At 51.8% G+C, this 24,820-nt stretch carries 26 protein-coding genes and 1 pseudogene; 10 read left to right on the top strand and 17 right to left on the bottom strand.

What is annotated here, in order from left to right; translation table 11 throughout:
- Positions 1 to 40: 40 nt before the first annotated feature.
- From rlmC to JSN25_RS12885, 10 genes and pseudogenes are all read right to left on the bottom strand, one after another.
- Positions 41 to 1,186: pseudogene (gene rlmC / locus JSN25_RS12930) on the bottom strand (23S rRNA (uracil(747)-C(5))-methyltransferase RlmC); the annotation flags it as partial.
- 166 nt (positions 1,187 to 1,352) lie between these two features.
- The gene (locus tag JSN25_RS12925) at positions 1,353 to 1,841 is read right to left on the bottom strand and encodes a YbjO family protein (RefSeq protein ID WP_038639250.1); all 489 of its coding nucleotides are present in this window, start codon (positions 1,839 to 1,841) and stop codon (positions 1,353 to 1,355) included.
- 59 nt (positions 1,842 to 1,900) lie between these two features.
- Positions 1,901 to 2,746 (bottom strand): putrescine ABC transporter permease PotI, encoded by an 846-nt coding sequence (gene potI, locus JSN25_RS12920; RefSeq protein ID WP_038639247.1) that lies wholly within the window; start codon positions 2,744 to 2,746, stop codon positions 1,901 to 1,903.
- Positions 2,743 to 3,696, bottom strand: a complete 954-nt coding sequence (gene potH, locus JSN25_RS12915; RefSeq protein WP_069323239.1) for a putrescine ABC transporter permease PotH — start codon at positions 3,694 to 3,696, stop codon at positions 2,743 to 2,745. The genes potI and potH overlap by 4 nt, the downstream gene beginning before the upstream one ends.
- 9 nt (positions 3,697 to 3,705) lie before the next feature.
- Complete coding sequence (gene potG / locus JSN25_RS12910; protein ID WP_069323238.1) at positions 3,706 to 4,839, bottom strand: putrescine ABC transporter ATP-binding subunit PotG; 1,134 nt, start codon at positions 4,837 to 4,839, stop codon at positions 3,706 to 3,708.
- Positions 4,840 to 4,977: 138 nt separating this feature from the next.
- Entirely contained in the window at positions 4,978 to 6,090 is a 1,113-nt protein-coding gene (potF, locus tag JSN25_RS12905; protein WP_038639239.1) for a spermidine/putrescine ABC transporter substrate-binding protein PotF, read from the bottom strand.
- A 433-nt stretch (positions 6,091 to 6,523) separates the two neighbouring features.
- Positions 6,524 to 7,000 (bottom strand): type III secretion system chaperone family protein, encoded by a 477-nt coding sequence (locus JSN25_RS12900; RefSeq protein ID WP_038639236.1) that lies wholly within the window; start codon positions 6,998 to 7,000, stop codon positions 6,524 to 6,526.
- A 90-nt stretch (positions 7,001 to 7,090) separates the two neighbouring features.
- Positions 7,091 to 7,993, bottom strand: coding sequence for a 30S ribosomal protein S6--L-glutamate ligase (gene rimK, locus JSN25_RS12895; protein WP_038639233.1), 903 nt, complete (start codon positions 7,991 to 7,993; stop codon positions 7,091 to 7,093).
- Between the two features lie 57 nt (positions 7,994 to 8,050).
- Positions 8,051 to 8,773, bottom strand: a complete 723-nt coding sequence (gene nfsA / locus JSN25_RS12890; protein WP_087857572.1) for a nitroreductase NfsA — start codon at positions 8,771 to 8,773, stop codon at positions 8,051 to 8,053.
- Positions 8,757 to 9,047 carry a YbjC family protein gene (locus tag JSN25_RS12885; protein WP_204525002.1) on the bottom strand — a complete coding sequence of 97 codons (291 nt, stop codon included), beginning with the start codon at positions 9,045 to 9,047 and terminating at the stop codon, positions 8,757 to 8,759. The genes nfsA and JSN25_RS12885 overlap by 17 nt, the downstream gene beginning before the upstream one ends.
- 173 nt (positions 9,048 to 9,220) lie before the next feature.
- On the opposite strand from JSN25_RS12885, the gene JSN25_RS12880 reads away from it, so the two are divergent.
- The gene (locus JSN25_RS12880; protein ID WP_016152408.1) at positions 9,221 to 9,484 is read left to right on the top strand and encodes a GrxA family glutaredoxin; all 264 of its coding nucleotides are present in this window, start codon (positions 9,221 to 9,223) and stop codon (positions 9,482 to 9,484) included.
- Positions 9,485 to 9,518: 34 nt separating this feature from the next.
- Here the strand turns inward: JSN25_RS12880 and JSN25_RS12875 are convergent, their stop codons facing one another.
- Positions 9,519 to 9,899: an inner membrane protein YbjM gene (locus JSN25_RS12875; RefSeq protein WP_061388467.1), complete on the bottom strand. Its 381-nt coding sequence runs from the start codon at positions 9,897 to 9,899 to the stop codon at positions 9,519 to 9,521.
- A gap of 269 nt (positions 9,900 to 10,168) precedes the next feature.
- Here JSN25_RS12875 and JSN25_RS12870 point away from each other — a divergent pair, with 269 nt between their 5' ends.
- Positions 10,169 to 11,854: an aspartate:alanine antiporter gene (locus JSN25_RS12870; protein ID WP_038639225.1), complete on the top strand. Its 1,686-nt coding sequence runs from the start codon at positions 10,169 to 10,171 to the stop codon at positions 11,852 to 11,854.
- Between the two features lie 267 nt (positions 11,855 to 12,121).
- Positions 12,122 to 12,919, top strand: a complete 798-nt coding sequence (locus JSN25_RS12865; protein WP_204525001.1) for an SDR family NAD(P)-dependent oxidoreductase — start codon at positions 12,122 to 12,124, stop codon at positions 12,917 to 12,919.
- 13 nt (positions 12,920 to 12,932) lie between these two features.
- On the opposite strand, the gene JSN25_RS12860 is transcribed toward JSN25_RS12865, so the two are convergent.
- Positions 12,933 to 13,847 carry a DMT family transporter gene (locus JSN25_RS12860; protein WP_204525000.1) on the bottom strand — a complete coding sequence of 305 codons (915 nt, stop codon included), beginning with the start codon at positions 13,845 to 13,847 and terminating at the stop codon, positions 12,933 to 12,935.
- Positions 13,848 to 13,949: 102 nt separating this feature from the next.
- Here JSN25_RS12860 and JSN25_RS12855 point away from each other — a divergent pair, with 102 nt between their 5' ends.
- Positions 13,950 to 14,864 carry a LysR family transcriptional regulator gene (locus JSN25_RS12855; protein WP_204524999.1) on the top strand — a complete coding sequence of 305 codons (915 nt, stop codon included), beginning with the start codon at positions 13,950 to 13,952 and terminating at the stop codon, positions 14,862 to 14,864.
- 5 nt (positions 14,865 to 14,869) lie between these two features.
- Here the strand turns inward: JSN25_RS12855 and JSN25_RS12850 are convergent, their stop codons facing one another.
- Entirely contained in the window at positions 14,870 to 15,418 is a 549-nt protein-coding gene (locus JSN25_RS12850) for a TetR/AcrR family transcriptional regulator (RefSeq protein WP_069323233.1), read from the bottom strand.
- A gap of 85 nt (positions 15,419 to 15,503) precedes the next feature.
- Between JSN25_RS12850 and JSN25_RS12845 the strand changes: the two genes are divergently transcribed.
- From JSN25_RS12845 to JSN25_RS12835, 3 genes are all read left to right on the top strand, one after another.
- Positions 15,504 to 16,712, top strand: a complete 1,209-nt coding sequence (locus JSN25_RS12845) for an MFS transporter (RefSeq protein ID WP_204524998.1) — start codon at positions 15,504 to 15,506, stop codon at positions 16,710 to 16,712.
- Positions 16,712 to 17,527: a Cof-type HAD-IIB family hydrolase gene (locus tag JSN25_RS12840; RefSeq protein WP_204524997.1), complete on the top strand. Its 816-nt coding sequence runs from the start codon at positions 16,712 to 16,714 to the stop codon at positions 17,525 to 17,527. The genes JSN25_RS12845 and JSN25_RS12840 overlap by 1 nt, the downstream gene beginning before the upstream one ends.
- 108 nt (positions 17,528 to 17,635) lie before the next feature.
- A complete protein-coding gene (locus JSN25_RS12835) occupies positions 17,636 to 17,917 on the top strand; it encodes a hypothetical protein (protein ID WP_204524996.1) in 282 nt (93 codons plus the stop codon).
- Between the two features lie 27 nt (positions 17,918 to 17,944).
- Here the strand turns inward: JSN25_RS12835 and JSN25_RS12830 are convergent, their stop codons facing one another.
- A complete protein-coding gene (locus tag JSN25_RS12830) occupies positions 17,945 to 19,177 on the bottom strand; it encodes an MFS transporter (RefSeq protein WP_204524995.1) in 1,233 nt (410 codons plus the stop codon).
- Positions 19,178 to 19,473: 296 nt separating this feature from the next.
- Here JSN25_RS12830 and ybjG point away from each other — a divergent pair, with 296 nt between their 5' ends.
- Complete coding sequence (gene ybjG / locus JSN25_RS12825) at positions 19,474 to 20,082, top strand: undecaprenyl-diphosphate phosphatase (RefSeq protein WP_038639201.1); 609 nt, start codon at positions 19,474 to 19,476, stop codon at positions 20,080 to 20,082.
- 63 nt (positions 20,083 to 20,145) lie between these two features.
- On the top strand, positions 20,146 to 20,904 hold the full coding sequence (gene deoR / locus JSN25_RS12820; RefSeq protein ID WP_085049174.1) for a DNA-binding transcriptional repressor DeoR: 759 nt from the start codon (positions 20,146 to 20,148) through the stop codon (positions 20,902 to 20,904).
- A gap of 48 nt (positions 20,905 to 20,952) precedes the next feature.
- Here the strand turns inward: deoR and dacC are convergent, their stop codons facing one another.
- A complete protein-coding gene (gene dacC, locus JSN25_RS12815; protein ID WP_032940149.1) occupies positions 20,953 to 22,155 on the bottom strand; it encodes a serine-type D-Ala-D-Ala carboxypeptidase in 1,203 nt (400 codons plus the stop codon).
- Between the two features lie 329 nt (positions 22,156 to 22,484).
- Between dacC and JSN25_RS12810 the strand changes: the two genes are divergently transcribed.
- Complete coding sequence (locus JSN25_RS12810; protein ID WP_204524994.1) at positions 22,485 to 23,111, top strand: glutathione S-transferase family protein; 627 nt, start codon at positions 22,485 to 22,487, stop codon at positions 23,109 to 23,111.
- A gap of 5 nt (positions 23,112 to 23,116) precedes the next feature.
- On the opposite strand, the gene JSN25_RS12805 is transcribed toward JSN25_RS12810, so the two are convergent.
- On the bottom strand, positions 23,117 to 24,214 hold the full coding sequence (locus JSN25_RS12805) for a PQQ-dependent sugar dehydrogenase (RefSeq protein ID WP_204524993.1): 1,098 nt from the start codon (positions 24,212 to 24,214) through the stop codon (positions 23,117 to 23,119).
- A gap of 102 nt (positions 24,215 to 24,316) precedes the next feature.
- Entirely contained in the window at positions 24,317 to 24,700 is a 384-nt protein-coding gene (gene bssR / locus JSN25_RS12800; protein WP_038639191.1) for a biofilm formation regulator BssR, read from the bottom strand.
- Positions 24,701 to 24,820: the final 120 nt, after the last annotated feature.

Genomic DNA, 24,820 nt, shown 5'->3' with positions numbered 1-24,820 from the left:
CTCGTAGGCCTGATAAGCAAAGCGCCATCAGGCATATCCGTTATTGTCTGCTGAGCAGCGTTAACACTTCGTAATGCGCGGTATGTGGGAACATGTCGAAAAGCTGAACGCGGTCAATGCGATACCCTGGCAACTCGTGAATATCCTTCGCCATGGTTTGCGCATTGCAGCTTGAATAGACAATAAAACGTGGCGCCATGCGGGAAAGAAAATCGCACAGCGGTTTGCCAATCCCGCGACGCGGTGGGTTCACCAAAACCAGATCGGGTACTTCATCCTGGGCGGTAGCAAACTGAGTCGAATCCAGCGCCTGAAAACGCAGATTTTGCAACCCAAGCTCCTGCGCCGACTGTTTCGCACAGGTAATCGCCTCTGGCGCGATTTCAATACCTGTCAGTTTCATCTGCGGCGTGGCGCAATGCAGACCAAACCCTCCTACGCCGCAAAACAGATCCCACATATGATTAACCGGAAGCTGGCGCACCCAGTCGCGTGCGGTGGCATATAAATGTCCCGCCACCACTGGGTTGGTCTGGAAAAAGCTCTGCGGACGTATCCACAGCGGCACATCATTAAAGCGTTCCGCCAGCGCCTGTTGTTCGGTGAGGAAGATTTCTGTCTCCCCTTCCATAATCGCCATATGCACCGGTTGAATATTCACAGTGATCACTTTTAACTGTGGCAACCGTTCCTGCAACCACGGTAGCGCTGCACGCAACTGCGCCAGTTTGGCGTCTGAACGCAGGACAAAGCGCAGCATCATACCGCCATCAAACCGGCTTTCCGTTAACAGCAGATATTTAAGCTCCCCGCGTTTACGCGCCACATTATAGGGCGTTAACCCCGCACGGGCGATAAACGGTTTGAGCGCGGCAAATACGGGCGAAAAAGACGCAGGATAGAGCGGACAATCACACAAATCCTCCGGCGTACCGTCACGATGCAGCATCCCAAGCAGTGGTTTTTCCACGCTGCCGCTGACCACCATTTTGGCTTTGTTGCGAAAAGCGCGTTCCGGGCCGCTGACCGGCGCGCGCCACTCCGCCACCGCATGTTCAGCAAGCAGTTGGCGTAAATCGGCCATTTTGGCGGTGAGTTGGTGGGAAACCGGCTGTTCAATCCACTGACAGGAACGACAGCGACCGGCGTCATAGAGTGCGCACTGCATACAAAAACCTTTACGTGATCGAGGGCGGAGATTATATACGTAAAATCATTCGGGATGCATATCAGGCCTGAGCTTTCGTAGGCCTGATAAGACGCGTTAGGGTCGCCATCAGGCAATTGTGCGGCGTCGGTGCCGGATGGCGGCGTAAACGCCTTATCTGGCCTACAAACAACACCGACCACATTTACTGCAAACGGAAGAACCGCCGACTGGACGCGGGAACAAACAGTAGCAGCAACACCAGCATATCCGGCAACTTTTGCATCACCAGCGTACGCAGGATCTCACGTCTGGACTCTCCCGCAATGCTGAACAGTTCCGGATAACCATAACCCAACGAGGCCGCCCACAGATAAACGCTGGCGATAATCTGGGTCAACAGATAAACCCAACGCGCCCAGTTACGTCCTTTCACCAGCGAAAATGCGCAGTAGATTTCAATAAACAGCAGCGCCAGGCTGCCCAGAAACACCAGCGTCAAATTCCAGGTCTGCACGCTGCGATGAATAAATTCGCTGGTTCCACGCAACCCTAGCGTATTAAAAATCATCAACAGATCGAGACAGCGGATCATGATAATAGCCAGCGCCGCCACCTGCACCAACGCAGGGACGTTTAAGCGAGCATGTGATGTGGATGATTTCTTAAAAAATCCCAACGCGTCGTCTTCCATGAAAACGGCGCAGCCACCACAGCGGCGCCGTATAGACAGGTTGGCAGATTTTAGTTTTTTCAGCCGCGTCTTGCACGTTGGATATCGCGAATCCGTTGTTTTTCTGTTCGCGCCATCAGATACCACGCGATAAATCCGATGATTCCTACCACGCCAAGAATCAGCGTCGCCAGCGCGTTGATCTCCGGGTTAACCCCCATACGTACGCTGGAGAACACCAGCATCGGTAATGTTGTGGCGCCAGGACCAGAGACAAAGCTGGCGATAACCAGATCATCAAGCGACAACGTGAAGGCCAGTAACCAGCCGGAGATCACCGCAGGCATAATCATCGGCAGCGTGATAACGAAAAAGACCTTCAGCGGCGTAGCGCCAAGATCCATCGCCGCTTCCTCAATGGAGTGATCCAGTTCGCGCAACCGTGAGGAAATCACCACCGCCACGTACGCCGTACAGAAGGTGACGTGCGCCAGCCAGATGGTCAACATACCGCGATCCGCAGGCCAGCCGATGGCATGCGCCAGCGCCACAAACAGCAGCAGCAGTGATAAACCGGTAATGACATCCGGCATAACCAGCGGTGCGGTAATCATAAAAGCAAACCCATTCGATCCGCGAAAACGGCCAAAACGCACCATTACCACGGCGGCTATAGTGCCGAGGATTGCCGCCATCGTCGCCGCACCCGCAGCAATCGTTAAGCTCATGCCAACGGCGCTTATCATCGCGGTATCGTGGAAAAGTTCACCATACCAACGCGTTGACCACCCCGCCCAGACCGTTACCAGCTTCGAGCTGTTAAACGAATAGATAACCAGCATCAGCATCGGTGCGTACAGGAAGGTAAAGCCCAGCACCAGGATAAAAATACGCCACGGCGAACGCACGACCGGTAAGTTATTCATCCGTGTTCCCCCATGCTTTTTTGCTGATATTTGTGGAACCACATGATTGGCACAATCAGTAACAGCAGCATAATAATGGCAACGGCAGATGCCACCGGCCAGTCGCGGTTATTAAAGAACTCCTGCCACAGCACGCGACCAATCATGATACTATCCGGGCCGCCCAGCAGTTCCGGAATTACAAACTCACCCACAGCCGGGATAAACACCAACATCGATCCGGCGATAATCCCGCCTTTGGTCAATGGCACAATCACGCTAAAGAAGGTTTTCAACGGTCGGGCGCCCAAATCCAGCGCCGCCTCTACCAGCGAATAATCAATACGCGTCAGCGCGGTGTAAATCGGCAGCACCATAAAGGGTAAATAGGCGTAAACAATCCCGATATAGACCGCCAGATTGGTGTGCAGAATCGTCAATGGTTGATCGATAACGCCCAGCCACATCAGAAAGTTATTCAGTACACCGTTATTTTTCAGGATCCCCATCCAGGCGTACACGCGAATCAAAAACGACGTCCAGGACGGCAGGATCACCAGCAGTAACAGAATATTGCGTGTCGAGGGTTTACTGTGTGCGACGGCCCACGCCAGCGGATAGCCCAACAGCAGACAACAGATCGTCGAAATCCCCGCCACCTGCAAAGATTGCAGGTAGGCATCAAAATAGAGCGGATCGTCCGTTAGTTGCAGGAAGTTGGCTAAGTTGAGCGTGATGGATAGCTGATCGTCAGCCCATGAAACGAGGTCGGTATACGGTGGAATAGCCCGCGCCATTTCAGCCAAACTGATTTTGAAGACGATCAGAAACGGCAGAAGAAACAGGAGCAGCAGCCACACATACGGCAGCGCAATCACCAGCTTGCGCCCGTGGTTCATTTGCAGCCGCGACATAAGCAGCGTGAATCGCCCTGCTTTATCCACGCGCGCCGGAGGTTCAAGTGTACTCATCTTCGCTCCTTAAACCGTCAACACCACACAACTGTCTGCATCCCAGCACAAACGGACCTCGTCACCCCAGGTAGGTAATCCCTTGCGATAACGATGTTCATTTTGTAGCTGAGCGCTCAGCATCTGGCCGCTTTTCAAACGTACGTGATACACCGATAAATCGCCCAGATAGGCAATGTGCACCACTTCGCCTACCGCGAAGTTATAACCGTCTGGGGGAGGAGCCTCACAGAGCATGATTTTTTCCGGGCGCAGCGCAACATACACTGGGACGTTATCGACAATAGACGCATCTGCATCTACTTTCAGCGGATGCACCAGTCCAGGAGACTCAATAATCAGCCCATCTTCCTGGCGTTCTTTCAGTAGTCCTTCAAAGACGTTAACCGAACCGATAAACTCGGCGCTATAGCGCGTAGTCGGATGCTCGTAGATCTCTTCCGGTTCGCCGATCTGCACAAATTTTCCACGGTTCATGATGGCAATCCGCCCTGCCATCGTCATGGCTTCTTCCTGATCGTGCGTTACCATCACGCAGGTCACGCCGACGCGTTCAAGGATATCCACCACTTCCAGTTGCATGCGGTCACGGAGCTTTTTGTCCAGCGCCCCCATCGGTTCATCCAGCAGCAGCAACTTCGGCCGTTTCGCCAGGCTACGCGCCAGCGCCACACGTTGACGCTGACCGCCGGAAAGCTGATGCGGTTTGCGTTTGGCAAATTCCTGCATGTGCACCAGGCCCAGCATCTCATTCACCCGGCTGGCAATTTCAGCTTTTGGCAGCTTGTCCTGCTTGAGGCCAAAGGCAATGTTCTGCTCTACCGTCATGTGCGGAAACAGGGCATAGGATTGAAACATCATATTGATCGGACGCAGATAAGGCGGGACGTGCGCTAAATCGACGCCATCAAGCATAATTTGCCCGGTTGTCGGCTGTTCAAATCCCGCTAACATGCGCAGCAGAGTCGATTTGCCACAGCCGGATGCGCCGAGCAGGGCAAATATTTCACCTTTGTAGATAGTAAGATTGACGTCATCGACGGCGTGTTGCCCGTCGAAAGACTTGGTCAGGTTGCGAATTTCAAGCAGCGGGGTCAGCGCCTTGCGGATTTTCGCGTGTGGGCGTGGGGTTGCATCATTCACTCAGGTGCTCTCCGGCATAAAACAAAGAAACGGTGCAAATAACGCACCACGGTGGTGCGTATTGCCGGGTTAGGTGTGTTTAGGATCAACACTGCCCGGCAGGCATAAATCCTGCCGGGTCATGTCCCAAACATCAGGTTATTTTCCGCTTTTTACCTTCGTCCACGCTCGGGTACGGACACGGTCGATCTTCGGATCCTGTACTTTCAGCGTGAACAGCTTGGCGCGCACATCCGCAGGCGGGTAGATACCAGGGTTATCACGAACTTCCTGACTGACCAGAGCCGTCGCTTCTTTGTTGGCATTGGCATAGAACACGTGGTCGGAAATATGCGCAATCACATCAGGACGCAGCAGGTAGTTGAGGAACTGATAGGCTTCTTCTTTGTTTTTAGCATCGGCTGGCATTGCGAACACGTCAAAGAACGCCATCGCCCCCTCTTTAGGAATTGAGAAAGAGATATTGACGCCATTTTTCGCTTCTTTTGCACGGTTCGCCGCCTGCCATACGTCCCCCGCCCAACCAATTGCTACACAGGTATCTCCGTTTGCCAGGTCGTTAATATATTGCGAAGAGTGGAAATAGCGAATATTCGGACGCAGTTTCAACAGCAGGTCGGTCGCCGGTCCGGTGTAATCATCTGCTTTGGTACTGTTGGGATCTTTACCCAAATAGTTCAGCACGGTAGCAAACACCTCTTCAGGCGCATCAAGGAAAGAGACACCGCAACTTTTGAGTTTTTCCAGATTTTCCGGTTTGAGGATCAGATCCCAGCTATCAACCGGCGCATCTGGCCCCAGCACCGCTTTCACTTTGTCCACGTTATAGCCAATGCCGGTTGTTGCCCACATATACGGCATCGCAAACTTGTTGTCCGGATCGTGTTTACCCACCAGCTTCAGCAGCTCAGGATCGAGGTTTTTCCAGCCCGGTAGTTTGCTCTTATCCAGCGGCTGGAAGACGCCGGCGGTCAGTTGACGTTCGAGGAAACTGGCGGAAGGAACAACCAGGTCAAAACCGGTGCTACCCGCCATAAGCTTACCTTCCAGTACTTCATTGGAATCAAATACGTCATAGATAACTTTAATTCCGGTCTCTTTTTCAAAGTTAGCCACCGTATCCGGAGCAATATAATCAGACCAGTTATAAATATGCAGCGTTTTTTGTTCAGCAGCGAGCGTGCCGGCAGAGATGGACATCAGAGCACCCACAACCAGGCCTGATAACCATTTTTTATTTAAGGCGGTCATAATCTCTTTCCTTCTGAAAGTTCGTTAACAAACGAACAAAAATGTCACACTCTAATGATATGCAAGAAACGTGCATATTCTTTCATGCAGCACCAATGAAAAGAGAGTCCTCTCCCGATGCCGCTATCGCGCGCAGATATCCGCTCACTCATTCACCACGTATTGTAGTCACAGCTCAGGTCACACCGGGCAGTTCGAGAATTGACGTCTATATGCTTCGCAAGAATAACTTTAGCCAGGTTTTGTGGATATAGCCCAGATTAAAAAACGTCTTTTATCAATTTTTTATGCAGGAATTGTCTATGACATAAAGCGGAAGGAGCAGAATTGAAGTGAATAATTCTTTAATAAAAGGTTAAAAGCAGAATAAAAACAGGCAGTACGCAACCGCTCTGGTAGCGGCTGCGCAAAATGTGTCCAGATTCAGGGAGAATTAATGGAGGAAATGGACTTCAGCATTGCTGTTTTGCGTATCGTCTTCAGCGTTAAATAACAGCTGATGCGCCCCGGCTTCGAGGATCACCATCGATATCTGCTCTTCGCTCTGGCGAACAAAACACTCAAACTGTTCAAACGTTACGCCCGGCGTAACGGATAAAGACTGGCAAACCACCAGCTTTGGCAGATTATCATCCTGCATATCCAGGAATGCTTTCACCGTCAGTGAACTGGCATTAATCGCGGACAAATCGGCGGCCAGTGGCAGCAGTGCGGAAGGTCTGACTTCCGCCATTGCAGAAAACAGAATGACGTTATCCACCAAATCAACTTTTGCATCAAAGATGCCGTCAAAGTTCTGCATATGAGGTAAATGCAGCGCCTGACAGGTATCGCATTCAAAAAAACTCATGCCCAGGTCGTCGAGCCATTGACGCAACGTATCCAGAGTGGGAACGACCAGTGATGTCATAATAATGTGCGACCTCTATTGATGAAAAAAATACCGGCACAGCTTACGCAAAAAGAGCGTGTCATACCACGATCGCAATCGATATTGTGTTTAGCCGCCGATTTTAAGACAAAATTCAGGCGTAGCATGGCGCTCGATCCACTGGATCATCTTGCCGGCAATGTCTATCCCGGTGGTTTTCTCGACCCCTTCCAGTCCCGGAGAAGCGTTAACCTCCATGACCAGCGGCCCACGTTCTGCACGCAAAATATCCACACCTGCAACATCCAGCCCCATAGTCTGAGCGGCTTTGAGCGCAATTTTTCTTTCGCGCGGCGTGATATTCGCAATCGTAGCAACCCCGCCGCGATGGAGATTAGAACGAAAATCGCCCTCTTTCGCCCGGCGTTCAATGGCGGCCACCACCTCGTCTCCCACCACGAAACAGCGAATATCCCGCCCTTGCGCTTCTTTGATATATTCCTGAACCAGAATATGAGCATTCAGCCCACGAAACGCATCCACGACGCTTTCCGCGGCTTGCCGCGTTTCCGCCAGCACCACGCCGATCCCCTGTGTACCTTCAACCAGTTTCACCACCAGCGGCGCGCCGCCGACCATATCAATCATGTCGCTGGTATCGTCCGGGGAGTGAGCAATCCCGGTAATGGGTAAATCGATTCCCTGACGCGCCAACAACTGCAGCGAACGCAGCTTATCGCGCGCGCGCGTAATCGCTACCGATTCATTTAACGGATAGCTACCCAACATTTCAAACTGACGCAGCGCCGCCGTACCATAAAAGGTAATCGCTGAACCAATCCGTGGGATCACCGCGTCAAAATGAGGAAGCTGGCGGCCCTTGTAATGAATAGATGACGCCGCCGGGCTGATGTTCATATAGCAAGAAAGCGGATCGATAATTTCAACCAGGTGACCACGCTGCATCGCCGCTTCACGCAGGCGCTTACAAGAATAGAGCGTTCCGTCCCGGGACAAAATGGCAATTTTCACCCTGCACCTCTCAATGACCTGGTAAAAGCAGGCGTATCATACACTGGGTTGAAATCTTTAGCGCGTGGCCCATCCCTGTTTATGCAAATATTCCAGGATAAAGGGACGACTTTCTTTAATGATGGTTCGACGAATGTGATCGCTCCAGGTGTCACGACGCGTATTACTGCCGCGGGTCAGATAGTACTGCGCAAGCTGTTCGTCATACTGCGACAAAACGTCTGTATCAAGCGGCTGATACTGGTTTTCGTGCACAACCAGCGACGCAGGCAGGCGCGGCTTGATATCCGGGTTATCCGCAGGCCAGCCAAGGCACAAACCAAACAGCGGCAGAACGTGCTGAGGCAACTTCAATAATTCCGTGACCGACTCAATATTGTTACGCAACCCACCTATATACACACCGCCAAGTCCCAGCGATTCTGCCGCCGTCAGCGCATTTTGCGCCATCATCGCCGTATCAACCACGCCCAGCAGCAGTTGTTCTGCCAGCCCCAACTGCGCGTCAGGGCAAATCTGCAAATGACGATTAAAGTCAGCGCAAAACACCCAGAATTCAGCGGCCTGCGCCACGTGCTTTTGACCGCCAGATAAGGTAGCCAGCGATTCACGCAGGGTTTTATCGGTTATCCGAACAATCGTTGTGCACTGTAAAAAACTGGAGCTTGAAGTGCCCTGAGCGGCGGCAATAATCGCCTCTCGCTGTGCGTCAGAAATAGCTTCTTCGGTGAAATGGCGAATGGAACGGTGGCTGCGGATTAAATCAATGGTTGGCGTCATCTCTTTTTTCTCTGTCTGAACGGGAAGAATCGTCGGGAGCGCGCGACATGAGCTGCGGCGCCAGCAGTTGAGCAATGCGCCACATCAACATCACCGCGGCGGGGAGCATCAGCAGTACGCCCAGAAATATCATCACAACTAAGGCGAGCGGGCTGTTAAGCGGCGCGGGTAAGGTCAGATAATCGTTAAGCGACAGCAGCGCCAGCGATAACAAAACCATCCCCATTATTTCCAGCATCAATACGCTTTTCGGTAATACACCAATGGTGCGCATAAGCGGTCTCCCGGCGAAATGGCTTTTATTATAAAACGTTCCGGCTCGTCGTGTTTAACAGTTATAGCTTGAGGATATCAAAGCAACAGGCCGAACCTGCTTTCCATCCGTCACAAATCGCGGCATCATAATAAGTATTCGCCATCCGGCCTGATAAGTTCGAGGAGAGAGAGATGTTTGCCGTTATTTTTGGTCGCCCAGGGTGCCCGTATTGCGTGCGCGCAAAAGAATTAGCAGAAAAATTAAGCAATGAGCATGACGATTTTAACTTCCGCTACATTGATATTCATGCCGAAGGTATTACGAAAGCCGATCTGGAAAAGACGGTAGGTAAGCCAGTAGAAACCGTTCCGCAGATTTTTGTTGATCAAAAACACATCGGCGGCTGCACGGATTTTGAGGCGTGGGCAAAAGAGAATATGAATCTGTTCGCCTGACAGCTGTTTCTACGCCCTCCGCGGGAGGGCGTGATCAGTTCTTTTTCCGTCGTTGATGCTGATTGAACAAGCTACTGATAAACAAAAAACACAATGCGCCAAGCGCGCACCAAAAAACCGCACTGAATAACCACGCCAGTTCTTGCCACAATGAACGCGTCGGCATAAAAACGAACCGCATTAGCAACAGACAGCATGGCGCCGCCAACATTGCACCCAGAAGAGGTCTGAGCACCTCCCGACGGTGGGAGAAAAAGCTTGCTGCAGCACCAGGCAAGATAAAAAACAACAACCCGACCTCAGGATGCCCTGCCGCTCTGAATGCCCCTTTCACGTTTAGCGTTAATGAAAGACACACCACAATAAAGAGCACAAAGCAGCAGATCGCCCCCGCCCAACTTTGCTTATGTTTCAATCGTTCCTCCTGACACATTCTCTATCGAACACTCTTTTCGCCCGCAGGCGTCCAGTCAGATAAAGTAACTCGGCATTCCATGCCAAAAACACACCCACACGATTCTTATAGCCGTTGATACGTAATGAGATTAAACTATCCGCATATATTGTTATGCTGCATTAATCGGGGCTGTGTGCGGTGCTGTCGCCCCTTAATTTCTGGCAAAAACATTAGCGTAAATTGCCATTTCTTTCAATAGCTTACTAGTAAACAAGAAGTTAGCCTCAGTGAATATAAACGTCGCAGATTTGTTAAATGGGAATTACATCCTGTTATTATTTGTGGTCCTGGCTCTGGGCCTCTGCCTGGGTAAATTACGCCTGGGTTCAGTCCAACTCGGTAATTCCATTGGCGTTTTAGTGGTGTCCCTATTATTAGGTCAGCAGCACTTTAGTATTAACACCGATGCATTAAATCTCGGCTTTATGCTGTTTATTTTTTGTGTCGGCGTCGAAGCCGGCCCCAACTTTTTTTCGATTTTTTTTCGCGATGGGAAAAATTATCTAATGCTTGCTCTGGTGATGGTCGGTAGCGCAATGCTGATCGCCCTGGGGCTGGGTAAGCTATTTGGCTGGGACATCGGCCTGACGGCGGGTATGCTGGCCGGTTCGATGACCTCCACGCCGGTACTGGTCGGCGCAGGCGATACCTTGCGCCATTCCGGAATGGCAGGCGCGCAGCTTTCCACCGCCCTCGATAACCTGAGTCTGGGTTACGCCCTCACCTATTTGATTGGACTGGTCAGTCTGATTGTCGGTGCGCGCTACCTGCCGAAACTTCAGCATCAGGACCTGCAAACCAGCGCCCAACAAATTGCGCGTGAACGAGGTCTGGACACTGACGCCAACCGTAAGGTTTATCTGCCAGTGATCCGCGCCTATCGCGTAGGCCCGGAGCTGGTAGCATGGGCTGATGGTAAGAACCTGCGCGAGTTAGGTATTTATCGTCAGACCGGCTGTTACATTGAACGCATCCGCCGCAACGGCATCCTGGCTAACCCGGACGGTGACGCAGTGCTGCAAATGGGCGACGAAATAGCCTTAGTAGGTTATCCAGACGCGCATGCCCGCCTCGATCCCAGTTTCCGTAACGGCAAAGAAGTGTTCGATCGCGATCTGCTCGATATGCGTATCGTCACGGAAGAGATTGTGGTGAAAAACCACAATGCTGTTGGCCGTCGCCTGGCCCAGTTGAAACTGACCGACCACGGCTGTTTCCTCAACCGCGTGATCCGCAGCCAGATCGAAATGCCTATTGATGACAACGTCGTGCTCAATAAAGGTGACGTGTTGCAGGTGAGCGGTGATGCCCGTCGCGTTAAAACGATCGCAGATCGTATCGGCTTCATTTCCATTCACAGTCAGGTGACCGATCTGTTGGCCTTCTGCGCCTTCTTTATCATTGGTCTGATGATTGGGATGATCACCTTCCAGTTCAGCAATTTCAGCTTCGGCATCGGGAATGCGGCTGGATTACTGTTCGCCGGGATTATGCTGGGCTTCCTGCGTGCCAACCATCCTACGTTTGGCTATATCCCACAGGGCGCGCTGAACATGGTGAAAGAGTTTGGTCTGATGGTATTCATGGCAGGCGTCGGTTTAAGCGCGGGTAGCGGCATTGGCAATGGCCTTGGCGCCGTGGGTGGTCAAATGCTGATTGCCGGTCTGATTGTAAGCCTGGTTCCGGTTGTTATATGTTTCTTGTTTGGCGCTTACGTATTGCGCATGAACCGCGCCCTGCTGTTTGGCGCCATGATGGGCGCGCGTACCTGCGCTCCGGCAATGGAAATCATCAGCGACACGGCCCGCAGCAACATCCCGGCATTAGGCTATGCTGGCACCTACGCCATTGCCAACGTTCTGCTGACGCTGGCGGGGACACTCATCGTCATCGTCTGGCCAGGCCTTGGTTAGCACTGAAAATTACCCTTAAAAGAAAATTTTTTGCAGTTCAGCAGAACTTTTCTTCAAGGTGTCAGTCATAACTATTGCCACTGCTTTTCTTTGATGTCCCCAATTTGTGGAGCCCATCAACCCCGCCGTTTTGGTTCAAGGTTGATGGGTTTTTTGTTGTCTGAAATTTGCTATCCCCCCTTCTCCCCGTAATTCCTCCCCAAATTTGCAGCACGCCAGTTATGGCGCATACTTTTAATCGGTGCTTAAAGGTGGCGGGAGTTTACTATGTGGCTTGCTGGAAAGGTTGCAGTGATCTTCGGCGGCAGCGGCGCTATTGGTAGCGCGGTTGCACAGGCGATGGCACGCGAAGGTGCCCATGTATGCCTGGGCGCGCGCTGTCAGGAAAAGCTTGATTGGGCGGCCAGTCGCCTGCGAATGGCGGGGGGTACCGTCGATACGTTTATCACCGATGTGCTCGACGAGCACGACACCTCAACACAAGTTACCCGCCTGGTACAGCAAACCGGTGGAATTGATGTGGTGGTTAACGCGACCGGCTTTATGCATGAACAGGGCAAGCGCATCGACGCATTATCCCTCTCTGAGTTTATGAGCGGTATCACCCCTTTCCTTGCGGCGCAGTTCAATATCGCAAAAGCCGTAACACCGCACATGGGCGGCGATCGAGCAGGCGTCATTCTCACCATCGTTGCGCCCGCCGCCCCGATGGCAATGCCCGGGCATCTCGGCCATATCGTCGGCTGTGCAGGAACAGAAGCGTTTATTAAAGCGCTTGCCAGCGAGACGGGACCAAAAAACATTCGTGTCGTCGGCGTGCGCTCGCATGCGATTGCGGACGCGGTAGCGGCCGGTTCCTATACCGGGGAGATTTTCACCGCGAAAGCACAGTCAATGGGTTTAACCGTCGAACAATGGTTAGGCGGTGCGGCACAAGGCACCATGATCGGACGCCTGCCTACGCTGGCACAAATCGCTGAGGTTACAACCTTTCTGGCTTCAGACCATGCCGGAGCAATAACCGCCACGGTGGTAAATATTACCGGGGGCGCAACTGTAAGCTAATTTACTCGCTTTTTTACGCCGTGCGCTGCTGCGAGTCTTTTTTTGCACTCGGGCGGGAACACAATGCTATACCGCACATAATAACCAACGCGCTCACCAGATGATATGAATGCAGAGTGACGTGCAAAAATATAACGCTAAATAATCCGCCACTCAGTGGGATCAAGTGTGAATATATCTCTCCGCGGGTTGCGCCAATGGCACTAATCCCTTTGTTCCATAACAGATATGACAGCCAGGAAGGAAAAATAACAAGGTATGCCAGCCCAGTAATAACACCTGTATTGGTATAGCTATCCCAGCCCGGCATACCATTGCGCATCAGCTCCACAGCCAGTACCGGAATAAGCACCATCGCACCGAGCAGCGCGCTCACGGCGACAAAGGCGTTTCCCTTCACCTCACGCGGTTTAATGCGCAAAAAAGCACAATAAACAGCCCAACTTACCGCCGACCCCATGGTCCAGACATCGCCCTGATTCAGATGTGCAAATACCCGCGCGTGTATCATATCACCCTGCGACACCAGCCAGGTAACACCAACTGTACTCAGGAGCACACCGGCTATATTTCGCGCAGAAATCCGCTCTTTAAAAAAGAACTTATTGATTAACAGAACGAGCGCCGGGGTGGTGGACATATAAATCGCCGCATTGAGCGAGGTTGTATATTGCAGGCCGATATACAGCGTTAAGGGAAAAAGAACCTGACCACAAAGCGCGAGGAAGACGATAGTACCAAAGGATTTTTTCATCACCGGCCATTGCTCTGTGACCTGACGAAAATAGAGCGCCATCAATAATAACGCGGTAAATATCCAGCGTGCCGCTGATAAAACAATGGGATCAACTTCAGCGACCAATAGATGACCAATCACATAATTTCCACCCCAAAAACAGGCAGCCAGACTGAGTAAAAGATAGGGCATATATGCGCCTTATTGTCAGTTGTACGGTATGACCACAAGGCTACGGCGGTGTGAAAATGAATGCTAATATAACGTTTTTATCCATGTGCATAGATTAAAACTATGAAATTTACGCTAAGGCAACTTGAGTTTTACATCGCACTTGCAGAAACATTACAAATTTCCAAAGCTGCTGCGCGCTGTCATATTTCTCAGTCATCAATGACTATTGCCATGCGGAATCTGGAAGAAGCATTAGACGTGCAGCTATTTGTACGTTACCCCAAAGGGGTGAAGCTCACCGCCGAGGGCGAGCGCTTTCTGGCACATGCCTGCAACATCATCAACAGTAGCCACTCGGCTGTTGACGACCTGCATGACAGGAGTGAAATTCTTACCGGCACGGTGCGCATAGGCATTGCCGAAACGCTCTCTGCTTATCTTATCCCGGATATACTCAACGATATTGAACGACGTTTTCCTTTGCTGGAGATCGTGTTTTATGAAGCTACAGCACCGGAACTGGTACAGGCGCTACGGGAACACGAGGTCGATTTTTGTCTGCTTCTGACCTCAAACATCAGCCATGATAACGACCTGGAGATCGAAACATTTATTCGTTCACAGCGCCGCCTGTGGACGTCTATTGGGCATCCGCTACAGAGCGAGTCTTCGATCCGTTTAAAAGACGTCGAGAAGCTTCCATTTTTACTGCTGGAAACCGATAAGTACCCTGACGTAATCATCGATTACTGGCAGCAGCGTGGCTATACGCCCAATATCAGTTTTCGCAGCAACTCTTTTGAAGCCATAAGAAGCCTGGTTGCAAAAGGCAGAGGCATAACCATTTTATCCGACCTGGTGTATCGCCCGTGGTCACTGGATGGTCTGCGCGTTATGCACAGAACGATTGATGATTTTATTACTTATATGGATGTCGGGACGGTAAAAATAGCCGCCCGACCATTGACGCCAGCGGCGATGAAAGTCATCGATTTTTTACGTCAGGCCGTTACCCGCCTCGACAAACCATTTTGATAATTTTATCTCTGCGGCAATCCGGCAATACGCTCCACCATCACCAGAATATCTTCCCGCGACAGCGGTTTTTTGTCGGTGACAAAATGCAGCGTCATTCCTTCGAGAAATGCATCCAGCGCCCGCGCAGTTACCGGTTCAAACCATTGTTCCAGCGTTTGTTGACTGCGTAACATCCAGTTTTGCATCACCATTTTCAACGTCGGTTTGCGACTGGCGAAAGCATACAGCTGGTACATAAGTTCCATATTATCGGGCGTCGTAACCTGGGAGCTGTAAATCATCTCGGTAATGGCATGGCAGGCTGCCTGCGCATCCGCAACGTCGGCAAAAAAAGCCTGATACTGCTGAGACATTGTGTCAGTAAAGCGCCCGAACGCCTCCATTAAAAGCTCATCTATTCCTGAGAAGTAATAGGTCATTGAACCCAGCGGCACCCCGGCAATCATGGCGATTTTTCGGTGCGTAACCCCGTGGACACCGTAGGCGATTACCGCCTCCAGGGTGGCCTGAACTATCTTTTCCCGCCGTAGCGGATCGTTCGCGCGTCGCACTGCATTTCCTCTCCTTGCATTTGTGTACAAATGTACACAGTCTTGCTAATGTTGTCTTCTTCCCTCTTTTCTTTGGCTCGAATTCATGACTGGCATCTCATCACGCAAAGCCTTAAGACGTCGCACCTGGGCGCTTTTCACGTTTTTCTTTTTACCCGGATTACTAATGGCTTCCTGGGCAACGCGTACTCCTGCCATCCGAGATATCCTCTCCATCTCCACCGCCGAAATGGGCGCGGTATTGTTTGGACTCTCTATTGGTTCGATGAGTGGCATTCTTTGTTCGGCCTGGCTGGTGAAACGATTTGGCACGCGTAAAGTGATCCGCACCACCATGTCCTGTGCAGTCCTCGGGATGACTATCCTCAGCGCGGCGCTCTGGCTGCATTCCGCATGGCTTTTTGCGTTTGGCCTGGGCGTGTTTGGCGCCAGTTTTGGCTCGGCGGAAGTCGCCATCAACGTCGAAGGCGCGGCAGTTGAGCGCGAAATGAACAAAACCGTGCTGCCGATGATGCATGGTTTTTACAGTCTGGGAACGCTGGCGGGAGCCGGGGTCGGGATGATGCTTACCGCCTTCAGCGTTCCAGCGACTTTACATATTTTACTGGCGGCAATGGTGGCAATCACGCCTATCTTTATCGCCATCAAGGCCATTCCAGACGGCACGGGTAAGAATGCCTCTGACGGCGCTCACTCCAGCGAAAAAGGTGTGCCTTTTTATCGCGACATTCAGTTACTGCTGATTGGCGTCGTAGTGCTGGCAATGGCGTTTGCTGAAGGTTCAGCCAACGACTGGCTGCCGCTGCTGATGGTGGATGGCCACGGGTTTAGCCCGACATCTGGCTCGCTGATTTATGCTGGTTTTACGCTGGGTATGACCGTGGGTCGATTCACCGGCGGCTGGTTCATCGACCGCTACAGCCGCGTCGCGGTAGTGCGTGCCAGCGCGCTGATGGGTGCGCTTGGCATCAGTCTGATTATTTTTGTCGATAGCACATGGGTCGCGGGTGTTTCCGTTATTCTCTGGGGGCTTGGCGCATCGCTCGGCTTCCCGCTGACCATTTCAGCCGCCAGCGACACCGGTCCCGATGCGCCAACCCGCGTCAGCGTTGTGGCGACCACCGGCTACCTGGCGTTCCTGGTAGGGCCGCCGCTGATCGGCTATTTGGGTGAACACTACGGCCTGCGCAGCGCTATGCTGGTGGTGCTGGCGCTGGTGCTTATCGCCGCCATCGTCGCGAAAGCGGTGGCGAAACCGGATCTCAAAAATACCCCTGTGATGGAGAACAGCTAATGAGTATCAAATTAATTGCGGTCGACATGGACGGCACTTTTTTAAGCGACCAAAAAACCTATAACCGTGAGCGGTTTATGGCGCAATACCAGCAGATGAAAAAACAAGGCATCCGTTTTGTCGTCGCCAGCGGCAACCAGTATTACCAGCTCATCTCCTTTTTCCCTGAACTGGCCAATGAAATCTCATTTGTCGCTGAAAACGGCGGTTGGGTAGTCAGTGAAGGGAAAGATATTTTTAACGGTGAACTGGCAAAAGACGATTTCAAGGCCATCGTGAATCATCTGTTGACCCGTACGGACATCGACATTATCGCCTGCGGTAAAAACAGCGCCTATACGCTCAAAAAATACAGCGATGAGCATAAATCCGTTTCTGCCATGTACTATCATCGTCTTGAATTTGTAGATAATTTTGACAACCTCAACGACGTTTTTTTCAAATTCGGGCTGAATATTTCAGACGACCGTATCCCGCAGGTGCAGGTCGATCTCCATAAGGCAATTGGCGATATCATGGTACCGGTGCATACCGGCTACGGCAGCATCGATTTAATTATTCCAGGTGTGCATAAGGCAAACGGTCTGCGCCTGCTGCAACAACGCTGGAATATTAGCGACGACGAGGTTGTTGTGTTTGGCGATGGCGGAAATGATATTGAGATGCTGCGTCAGGCGGGATTTAGTTTCGCAATGGCCAACGCTCACGAACCGGTTGTCCAGGCGGCAAAATATCGCGCGGGATCGAACAACGAAGAGGGTGTGCTGGATGTTATCGACCGCGTATTAAAAAACGAAGCGCCGTTTACGCATTAACGCCTCAGCACAGACGGCAACAAAATGATGATATGATCTATTCATAATCCGCCTCAAATTAACTCCACTGGATTATTACCTCCGGTGATTACTTCAGGCGAGCGGATCATGAAGAAAAGTGTACTGATGGCGACATTGTTGCTGGGCTTTACCGGAACAACATTTGCGCAAAGCGTTACCGTGGATGTACCAAGCGGTTATAAAGTGGTGGTCGTGCCCTCTTCCGTCAGCGTTCCGCAGGCGGTCAGCGTGACGACCGCGCCGCAAACGGTGTATGTTGCGCCGGCACCTGCCCCGGCCCCGGTCTATCGCGTGCATCCTTATGCGCGACATGTTGCCAGCGTAGGTGAAGGGATGATCATCGAACATCAGATTGACGATCACCACTAAGTTTTGCGAAGCCCGGGCAACCGGGCTTCAGCCTTCCCGGGAATTCCCTACCCGTTTATCTTTCAGAAAGATAACCATCAATATCAGCCACAGTACGCCGCTTGCCAGATTAAACAGGCTGAACAAGCCGTTTCCTCCCAGCAGATAAGCATGTTTGCTCAACTCAATACCGACGGTAAAAATCAGCATCTGCAACATGCCCATGGCGGCAGAAACCGTACCCTTACTCATTTCACTGGCAAACAACGTCAGGCGGACCAACCCCGCATTCGCCACGCCAATGCCAAACGCATAGATACTCAAACCCACCGTCATCCACAAATACGCATGGGATGACACCACCGTGGCCGCCGCGGCAATCACCAGCCCGACGGCGATAGGCCAGCCGCCCATGATAATCAGCGAACGCACGGTCTTGCGCGAAGTCAGACGCGCCAGCACCAGATTACCAGCAATCAGCGCCCCAAAAATCGGCACCTGCAACAGGCCATATTCGTAACTGCTGAGGTGTTCTCCGCTGATGATAATAATCGGCGACTGGGCAATCCACGCCAGTAACGGCAGGCTGACAAAACCCAACGCCAGCGCGCCGGCAACAAAACGCCCATTTTTTAGCACCAGCTTATAATCTTTACCCAGATCTTTAATGGACAGTTTTTCACCAAGCCGGGTCGCCGTTTCCGGCATCGCGCGTTGCAGGCCAAAAAAGGAGATAGCTGCGAGGGCGGCAAACAGGATAAACATCCCTTCCCACGGCAGAACATGCACCCAGGCCGCGCCAACTAACGGTCCCAGCAGCGGCGCAATCAGCGCCACGTTTGCCATCAGCGCGGTAATTTTAATGCATACCGCTTCCTCAAAAGATTCCTGAATTGCGGCGTAACCCACCGCGCCAATAAAGCACAGGCTTATCCCCTGCAAGAAACGCAGAAAGGTAAATTGCTCAATATTCTGTGCCAACAGAGTCGCAAGGCAGGTCACAATGAACCACAGCACACCGGTTAACATCACCGGGCGACGACCAATACGATCCGACAGCGGTCCTAACAGCCACTGTAAAAACATGCCACCCGCCAGATAGGCAGTCATGGAAGTGGGTACCCAGTCTAATCCGGCCTGATATTGCTCCACCACCGCCAACATTCCAGGTTGGATCATATCGTTACCGATATAAGTAGAGAACTCGTAAAGCACCAGACAGAGAGGAAAAAGTAATGCCTGACGCCCCAACCGGGCGCCTGAAGATAAACGGTTTTGCATGCAGTCTCTTAGCAAAGGAAAAAACGCGCAAAGTGTAATAAATGCGCCGTACCGGTGATAGTGAATTATGTGATTTGAAAGCAAAATGCGCACATTTTTACATTCATTTGCTCAAGAACATTTTGCTTTAAGGTTAATTTAAGTTGAGGCCGCTATCATGCTCAATAAGTCCCATTAATTGTCTTAAAAATAGTCATTTAGCAGACAAATAAGACAAGACCGCTTTTTATCCTGTAACAGCAATTTTATGCTCTCCCCCTATGGGCCTTTTAACAATTACACTGAGTCTGGACGTTATGCTGGAAAATCTGAACAACTCGCTTTTTTATCTCATCAATGCCACGCCGGACTCTGCGCAATGGGCTATCTCGCTCGCCATATTTATTGCCAAAGATTTAATCAGCATTGTCCCGCTGTTAGCCGTTATTCTCTGGCTTTGGGGACCGCGCGCTCAGGTTACTCTCCAGCGCCAGTTGGTCATAAAAATGGCGATAGCGCTGGCAGTCGGCCTGACTATTTCATGGCTGATGGGGCATCTGTTCCCCCACGATCGTCCGTTCGTTAACCACATTGGGTACAACTTCCTCCACCATGCGGCGGATGACTCTTTCCCGAGCGATCACGGCACGGTTATCTTTACTTTTGCTCTGGCTTTCCTGTTCTGGCATCGTCTGTGGACTGGCGCGCTGCTGATGGTTGTCGCCGTGGCGATTGCCTGGTCGCGCGTTTACCTTGGCGTACACTGGCCGCTGGATATGCTGGGCGGATTCCTGGCTGGGCTGATCGGCTGCCTGAGCGCCCAGATGATCTGGCAACGGTTCGGCGCCACCCTATATTTCGGCTTGCAGACCTGCTATCGCACCTGTTTCGCTCTGCCCATCCGTAAAGGCTGGGTGCGTGACTAACCCACGGTAAAAAGAGTAGTATTAGGCGCAATACGAGCACTTATACTACTCTCCAGGGGAACTATGGAAACTCGACGCGACGAGCGTATTGGTCAGTTGCTACAGGCGCTGAAACGCAGCGATAAATTACACCTCAAAGAAGCCGCGACGCTGTTGGGCGTATCTGAGATGACCATTCGTCGCGACCTGAATAATAACAATGCGCCTGTCGTCTTGCTCGGGGGCTATATTGTTCTGGAGCCCCGCAGCGCCAACCACTATTTAATCAGCGATCAAAAATCCCGTCTGGTTGATGAAAAGCGCCGTGCCGCCCAGCAGGCGGCGAGCCTCGTACAGGCGCATCAGACCATCTTTTTCGACTGCGGCACGACCACGCCGTGGATTATTGAGGCTATCGACAATGACCTGCCTTTCACCGCAATCTGCTACTCGCTAAATACGTTTCTGGTATTGCAGGAAAAACCGCAGTGTCGCGTCATTCTGTGTGGTGGGGAATTTCATGCCAGTAATGCCATCTTCAAACCGCTCGATTTTCAGGAAACACTGAATAATCTGTGCCCGGATATCGCCTTTTATTCCGCGGCAGGCGTGCACATTGAGAAAGGCGCGACCTGCTTTAATCTGGAAGAATTAGCGGTGAAACACTGGGCAATGTCGATGGCGCAGCATCACGTTCTGGTGGTCGACCACAGCAAGTTTGGGAAGGTACGTCCTGCGAGGATGGGGGAATTAAAACGTTTTGATACCATCATCAGTGATAGCCGCCCCGACGATGAGTTTGTGGAATACGCTAAGGCGCAACGCATAAAGCTGTTGTATTAGGTGATACTGCCGGACAGCGATAGTAGCGCCATCCGGCAATCGGTTAGATTAAGAGAACCAACCGCCAAACCACTGGTGGAACTTCATCATCACAAAATCCCACATCCGGCTAAAGAAACCACCTTCTTCCACCGCTTCCATCACCATCAACGGACGCTGCTCGATAGATTTACCGTTCAACTGGAAGTCGATAGTCCCCACAACCTGCCCCTTTTTCAGCGGCGCGGTTAACTGTGGCTCGGTCAGCGTAAAGCTGGCTTTCAGGTTCTTAAGCTGACCGCGCGGGATGGTAACCGAACCCGCTTCCCCGGCACCCAAATTGACTTCGCTCTTATCGCCAAACCAGACGCGCTGAGTCACGAAGGTGGCATCCGGCTTGATCGGCGTAACGGTTTCAAAGAAGCGGAAGCCCCAGGTCAGCAGCTTTTCGGACTCATTAAAACGGATACGGTCGGTTTTCGCTCCCAGCACGACGGAGATCAGGCGCATATCCCCCTGGGTCGCGGAAGCGACGAGGTTATAACCTGCGCCCGCTGTGGTACCGGTTTTCATTCCGTCCACGTTCAGGTTGGTGCTCCACAACAGACGGTTGCGGTTCGGCTGGCGAATTTTATTAAAGGTAAACTCTTTCTCTTTGTGAATAGCGTACTCTTCGGGCACATCGTGGATTAACGCCTTGCCAAGCAACGCCATATCACGCGCGGTACTGAACTGCCCTGCCGCATCCAGGCCATGCACCGTCTGGAACGTGGTATTGGTCAGTCCCAGCTTTTTCGCGTAACCGTTCATCAGACCGATGAAGGACTCCTGGCTCCCGGCAACGTAATCAGCGAGTGCGATACAGGCATCATTACCAGACTGAATGATAACGCCTTTGTTCAGATCGGATACCGCAACCTGATCGCCAGGTTTGAGGAACATAACCGACGAACCGCGCAGGGCCGGATTACCGGTCGCCCAGGCATCTTTGCCCACAGTGACCATGTCGTTGAGGTTAATTTTTCCGGCCTTCAGCGCCTGACCGACCACATAGCTGGTCATAATCTTGGTCAGACTGGCAGGATCCAGTTTCTCATCAGCATTACCTTCCGCCAGCACCTTGCCGCTGGCGTAATCCATCAGGATCCATGCACGCGCGTCCACGCTCGGAGGAGCCGTGGGTTGCTCCGCCGCCTGTACGGTCGGCGCCAAAAGGATTAAGAGTGCAGAACCTGCAGCAAAGCTGCGAAGTGAAGAGAAGTATTGCGTCATAAATGCCACCCGAGTATCCATTCTAAAAAACCACGTCATACCACACCGTGTTTACACAAAACTGGCCAGACAACCTCGGCCAACCCATTGCAGAAAAAGTCTGATGGATGACGTGTAAAATAAGTGCGGTGAGTAATAACGCACTAACGAGCTTAAAGAAACCGTAAGTTGGTAAAGTTTTTAAAGTTTATGCAATAACGCCGCGCAGCGCTGCCCCTGGCACGATTTTTTTAGACGTTGTTGCGTAAATATTAGGTTTACCCCACCATGTGAGCGAGTCAGAGGGTATCTGCAGCCATGAAGCTGCTCAATTAATTTGCGGGGTTACTATGATTACACTGTGGGGTCGCAATAACTCGACCAACGTAAAAAAAGTATTGTGGACGCTTGAAGAACTGGAACTGCCGTATAACCAAATTCTGGCGGGCGGGCAGCATGGCGGTAACCGCGACGCCGGCTATCTGGCGATGAACCCGAACGGGTTGGTCCCACTGCTACGCGATGATGAAACGGACGTTGTCCTGTGGGAATCCAATACTATAGTCCGTTATCTGGCGGCTCAGTACGGACAAAATCGCTTATGGATTGACGCCCCGGCCGCGCGTGCTGTCGGCGAAAAATGGATGGACTGGGCGAACCAGACGCTGAGTCCTACGCACCGGGTTATCTTATTTGGTCTGGTCAGAACGCCGGCCGATCAGCGCGACATGGCAGCCATTGAGGCAAGTACTCAGGTTTGCGATAACCTGTTTGCTATTCTGGATAACGCGCTGGCGGACCAGCCGTGGTTCTCCGGAGCTGAATTCGGCACGGCGGATATCGCCATTGCGCCATTCGTCTATAACCTGTTCAACGTTGGTCTCACCTGGACCCCGCGTCCACACCTGGAACGCTGGTATCAGCAACTGACTGAACGCCCGGCATTTCAAAAAGTGGTAATGATCCCGGTCAGCTAATCAGCTCAGGGACTCACTTTCAATAATTCCCCGTCGGACTCGTCGGTTAACACGTACAAATAGCCGTCTGGTCCGACGCGCACATCGCGGATCCGCTGCCCTCTATCCTGTAAAATGCGACCATCCTCCGTGACCGCATTCCCTTTGACGCTCAGCACGATCACCTCTTTATCTTTCAATGCGCCAATGAATAACTTCTGCCGCCACTGCGGGAAGGTATCGCTATGATAAAAAGCCATTCCGCTAACTGCCGGCGACTTTTCCCAGTAAAAGATGGGTTGCTCAGTACCCGCAACAATTTGGCCTTTTGCTTCGGGAATTTTGAGACCACTATAGTTAATCCCCCAGGTCGCGATCGGCCAACCGTAGTTTTTGCCTCTTGCGGGGATATTGATTTCATCGCCTCCGCGCGGACCATGCTCATTGAGCCACAGCGCATCGCTCCATGGATTCATCGCCATACCTTGTGGATTACGGATGCCATACGACCAAATTTCTGCCCGCGCCCCCGCCTGATTCACAAACGGATTATCCGGCGGTGTTTTGCCCTCGTCGGTCAGACGTACCACCTTGCCCTGCAATTTATCCAGATCCTGCGCGGTTGCACGTTGGTTATTTTCACCCAGGCCAATAAACAGATAGCCATGGCCATCAAACACCATGCGCCCGCCAAAATGGTTTCCGGTTGAGAGCTTCGGCTGTTGGCGAAAAACGGTCTGGAACGCTTGCAGGTGTTTGAGATCGTCGCTCAGGCGTCCGTAACCTACCGCCGTGCCGGCTTTACCTTCACTGTCGGCTTCAGCAAAGCTGAGCCACACTCGCCGGGATTGTGCAAAATCAGGCGCTAACGCCACATCCAACAATCCTCCCTGACCATTCGCCCAGACTTTAGGTACGCCGGTCAGCGGGTCGGAAAGCCCCTTATCAGGTTGCCAAAGTCGAAGCTGACCGCCTTTAAGGGTAATTAATATACCGCGATTATCGGGTAAAAAAGCCAGCGACCACGGGTGATCAAGTTTGGTTTGCAGCACCTCCACCTTTACCGCGGCGGCATAAGAGGAAAATAGCGCAAGTGGGATAGCACAGAGAAAGAGTCGACGCATAACACCTCCTTAATGGCTCTGCATAAAGCGTAGCCAGCAGGGGGAATTACCCCTTCACATTTACATAATCTTAACGAAAAGGGGGAGCGCCCTCCCCCTGATTCAGACGTGTTCCAGCGTTGGATAAGATTGCAAACACTGGATGCTCAGCGTCAGCGTTGTCAGGCAGTTTTCCAGTTTATCTGCGTTAACGGCAATAAAAGTTGGACAATCGTGATGTCCACTCATAAGACAAACAGCGGCGGCGGCTAACGCCCCTTCAGCACGATGAAGGGCATTCCACTCTTCCTGATCAAGATGCATACCGTGAAGCTGTGATTGCTCGTGCAATTCGCGATTCAGCACAAAAAAATTATCACGCAGACGATCGCTCTCGCTGACTGACATGTAGCCTTTCGCTTTTCTCAACAGCAGATAAGCGGCAAGTTCGATACGGGCGTTTATCAATTTGTTGAGAAGATCGGTTCTCAGTCTGTCAACAACCATACTTTGTTCCTCCTCTTTCCAACCATGGTGCAACTTAATAGTATGGTTGTTTTTTGAACAAATAGATGTCCTACATCAACAAAGCTCAATTGATTAACATAATTTACAATGTTACAACCC

This window comes from Citrobacter cronae (genome assembly GCF_016893685.1).
Classification (GTDB): domain Bacteria; phylum Pseudomonadota; class Gammaproteobacteria; order Enterobacterales; family Enterobacteriaceae; genus Citrobacter; species Citrobacter werkmanii.
The sequence above is the reverse complement of the archived record's forward strand: the minus strand, read 5'-3'. Positions and strand labels throughout refer to the sequence as shown.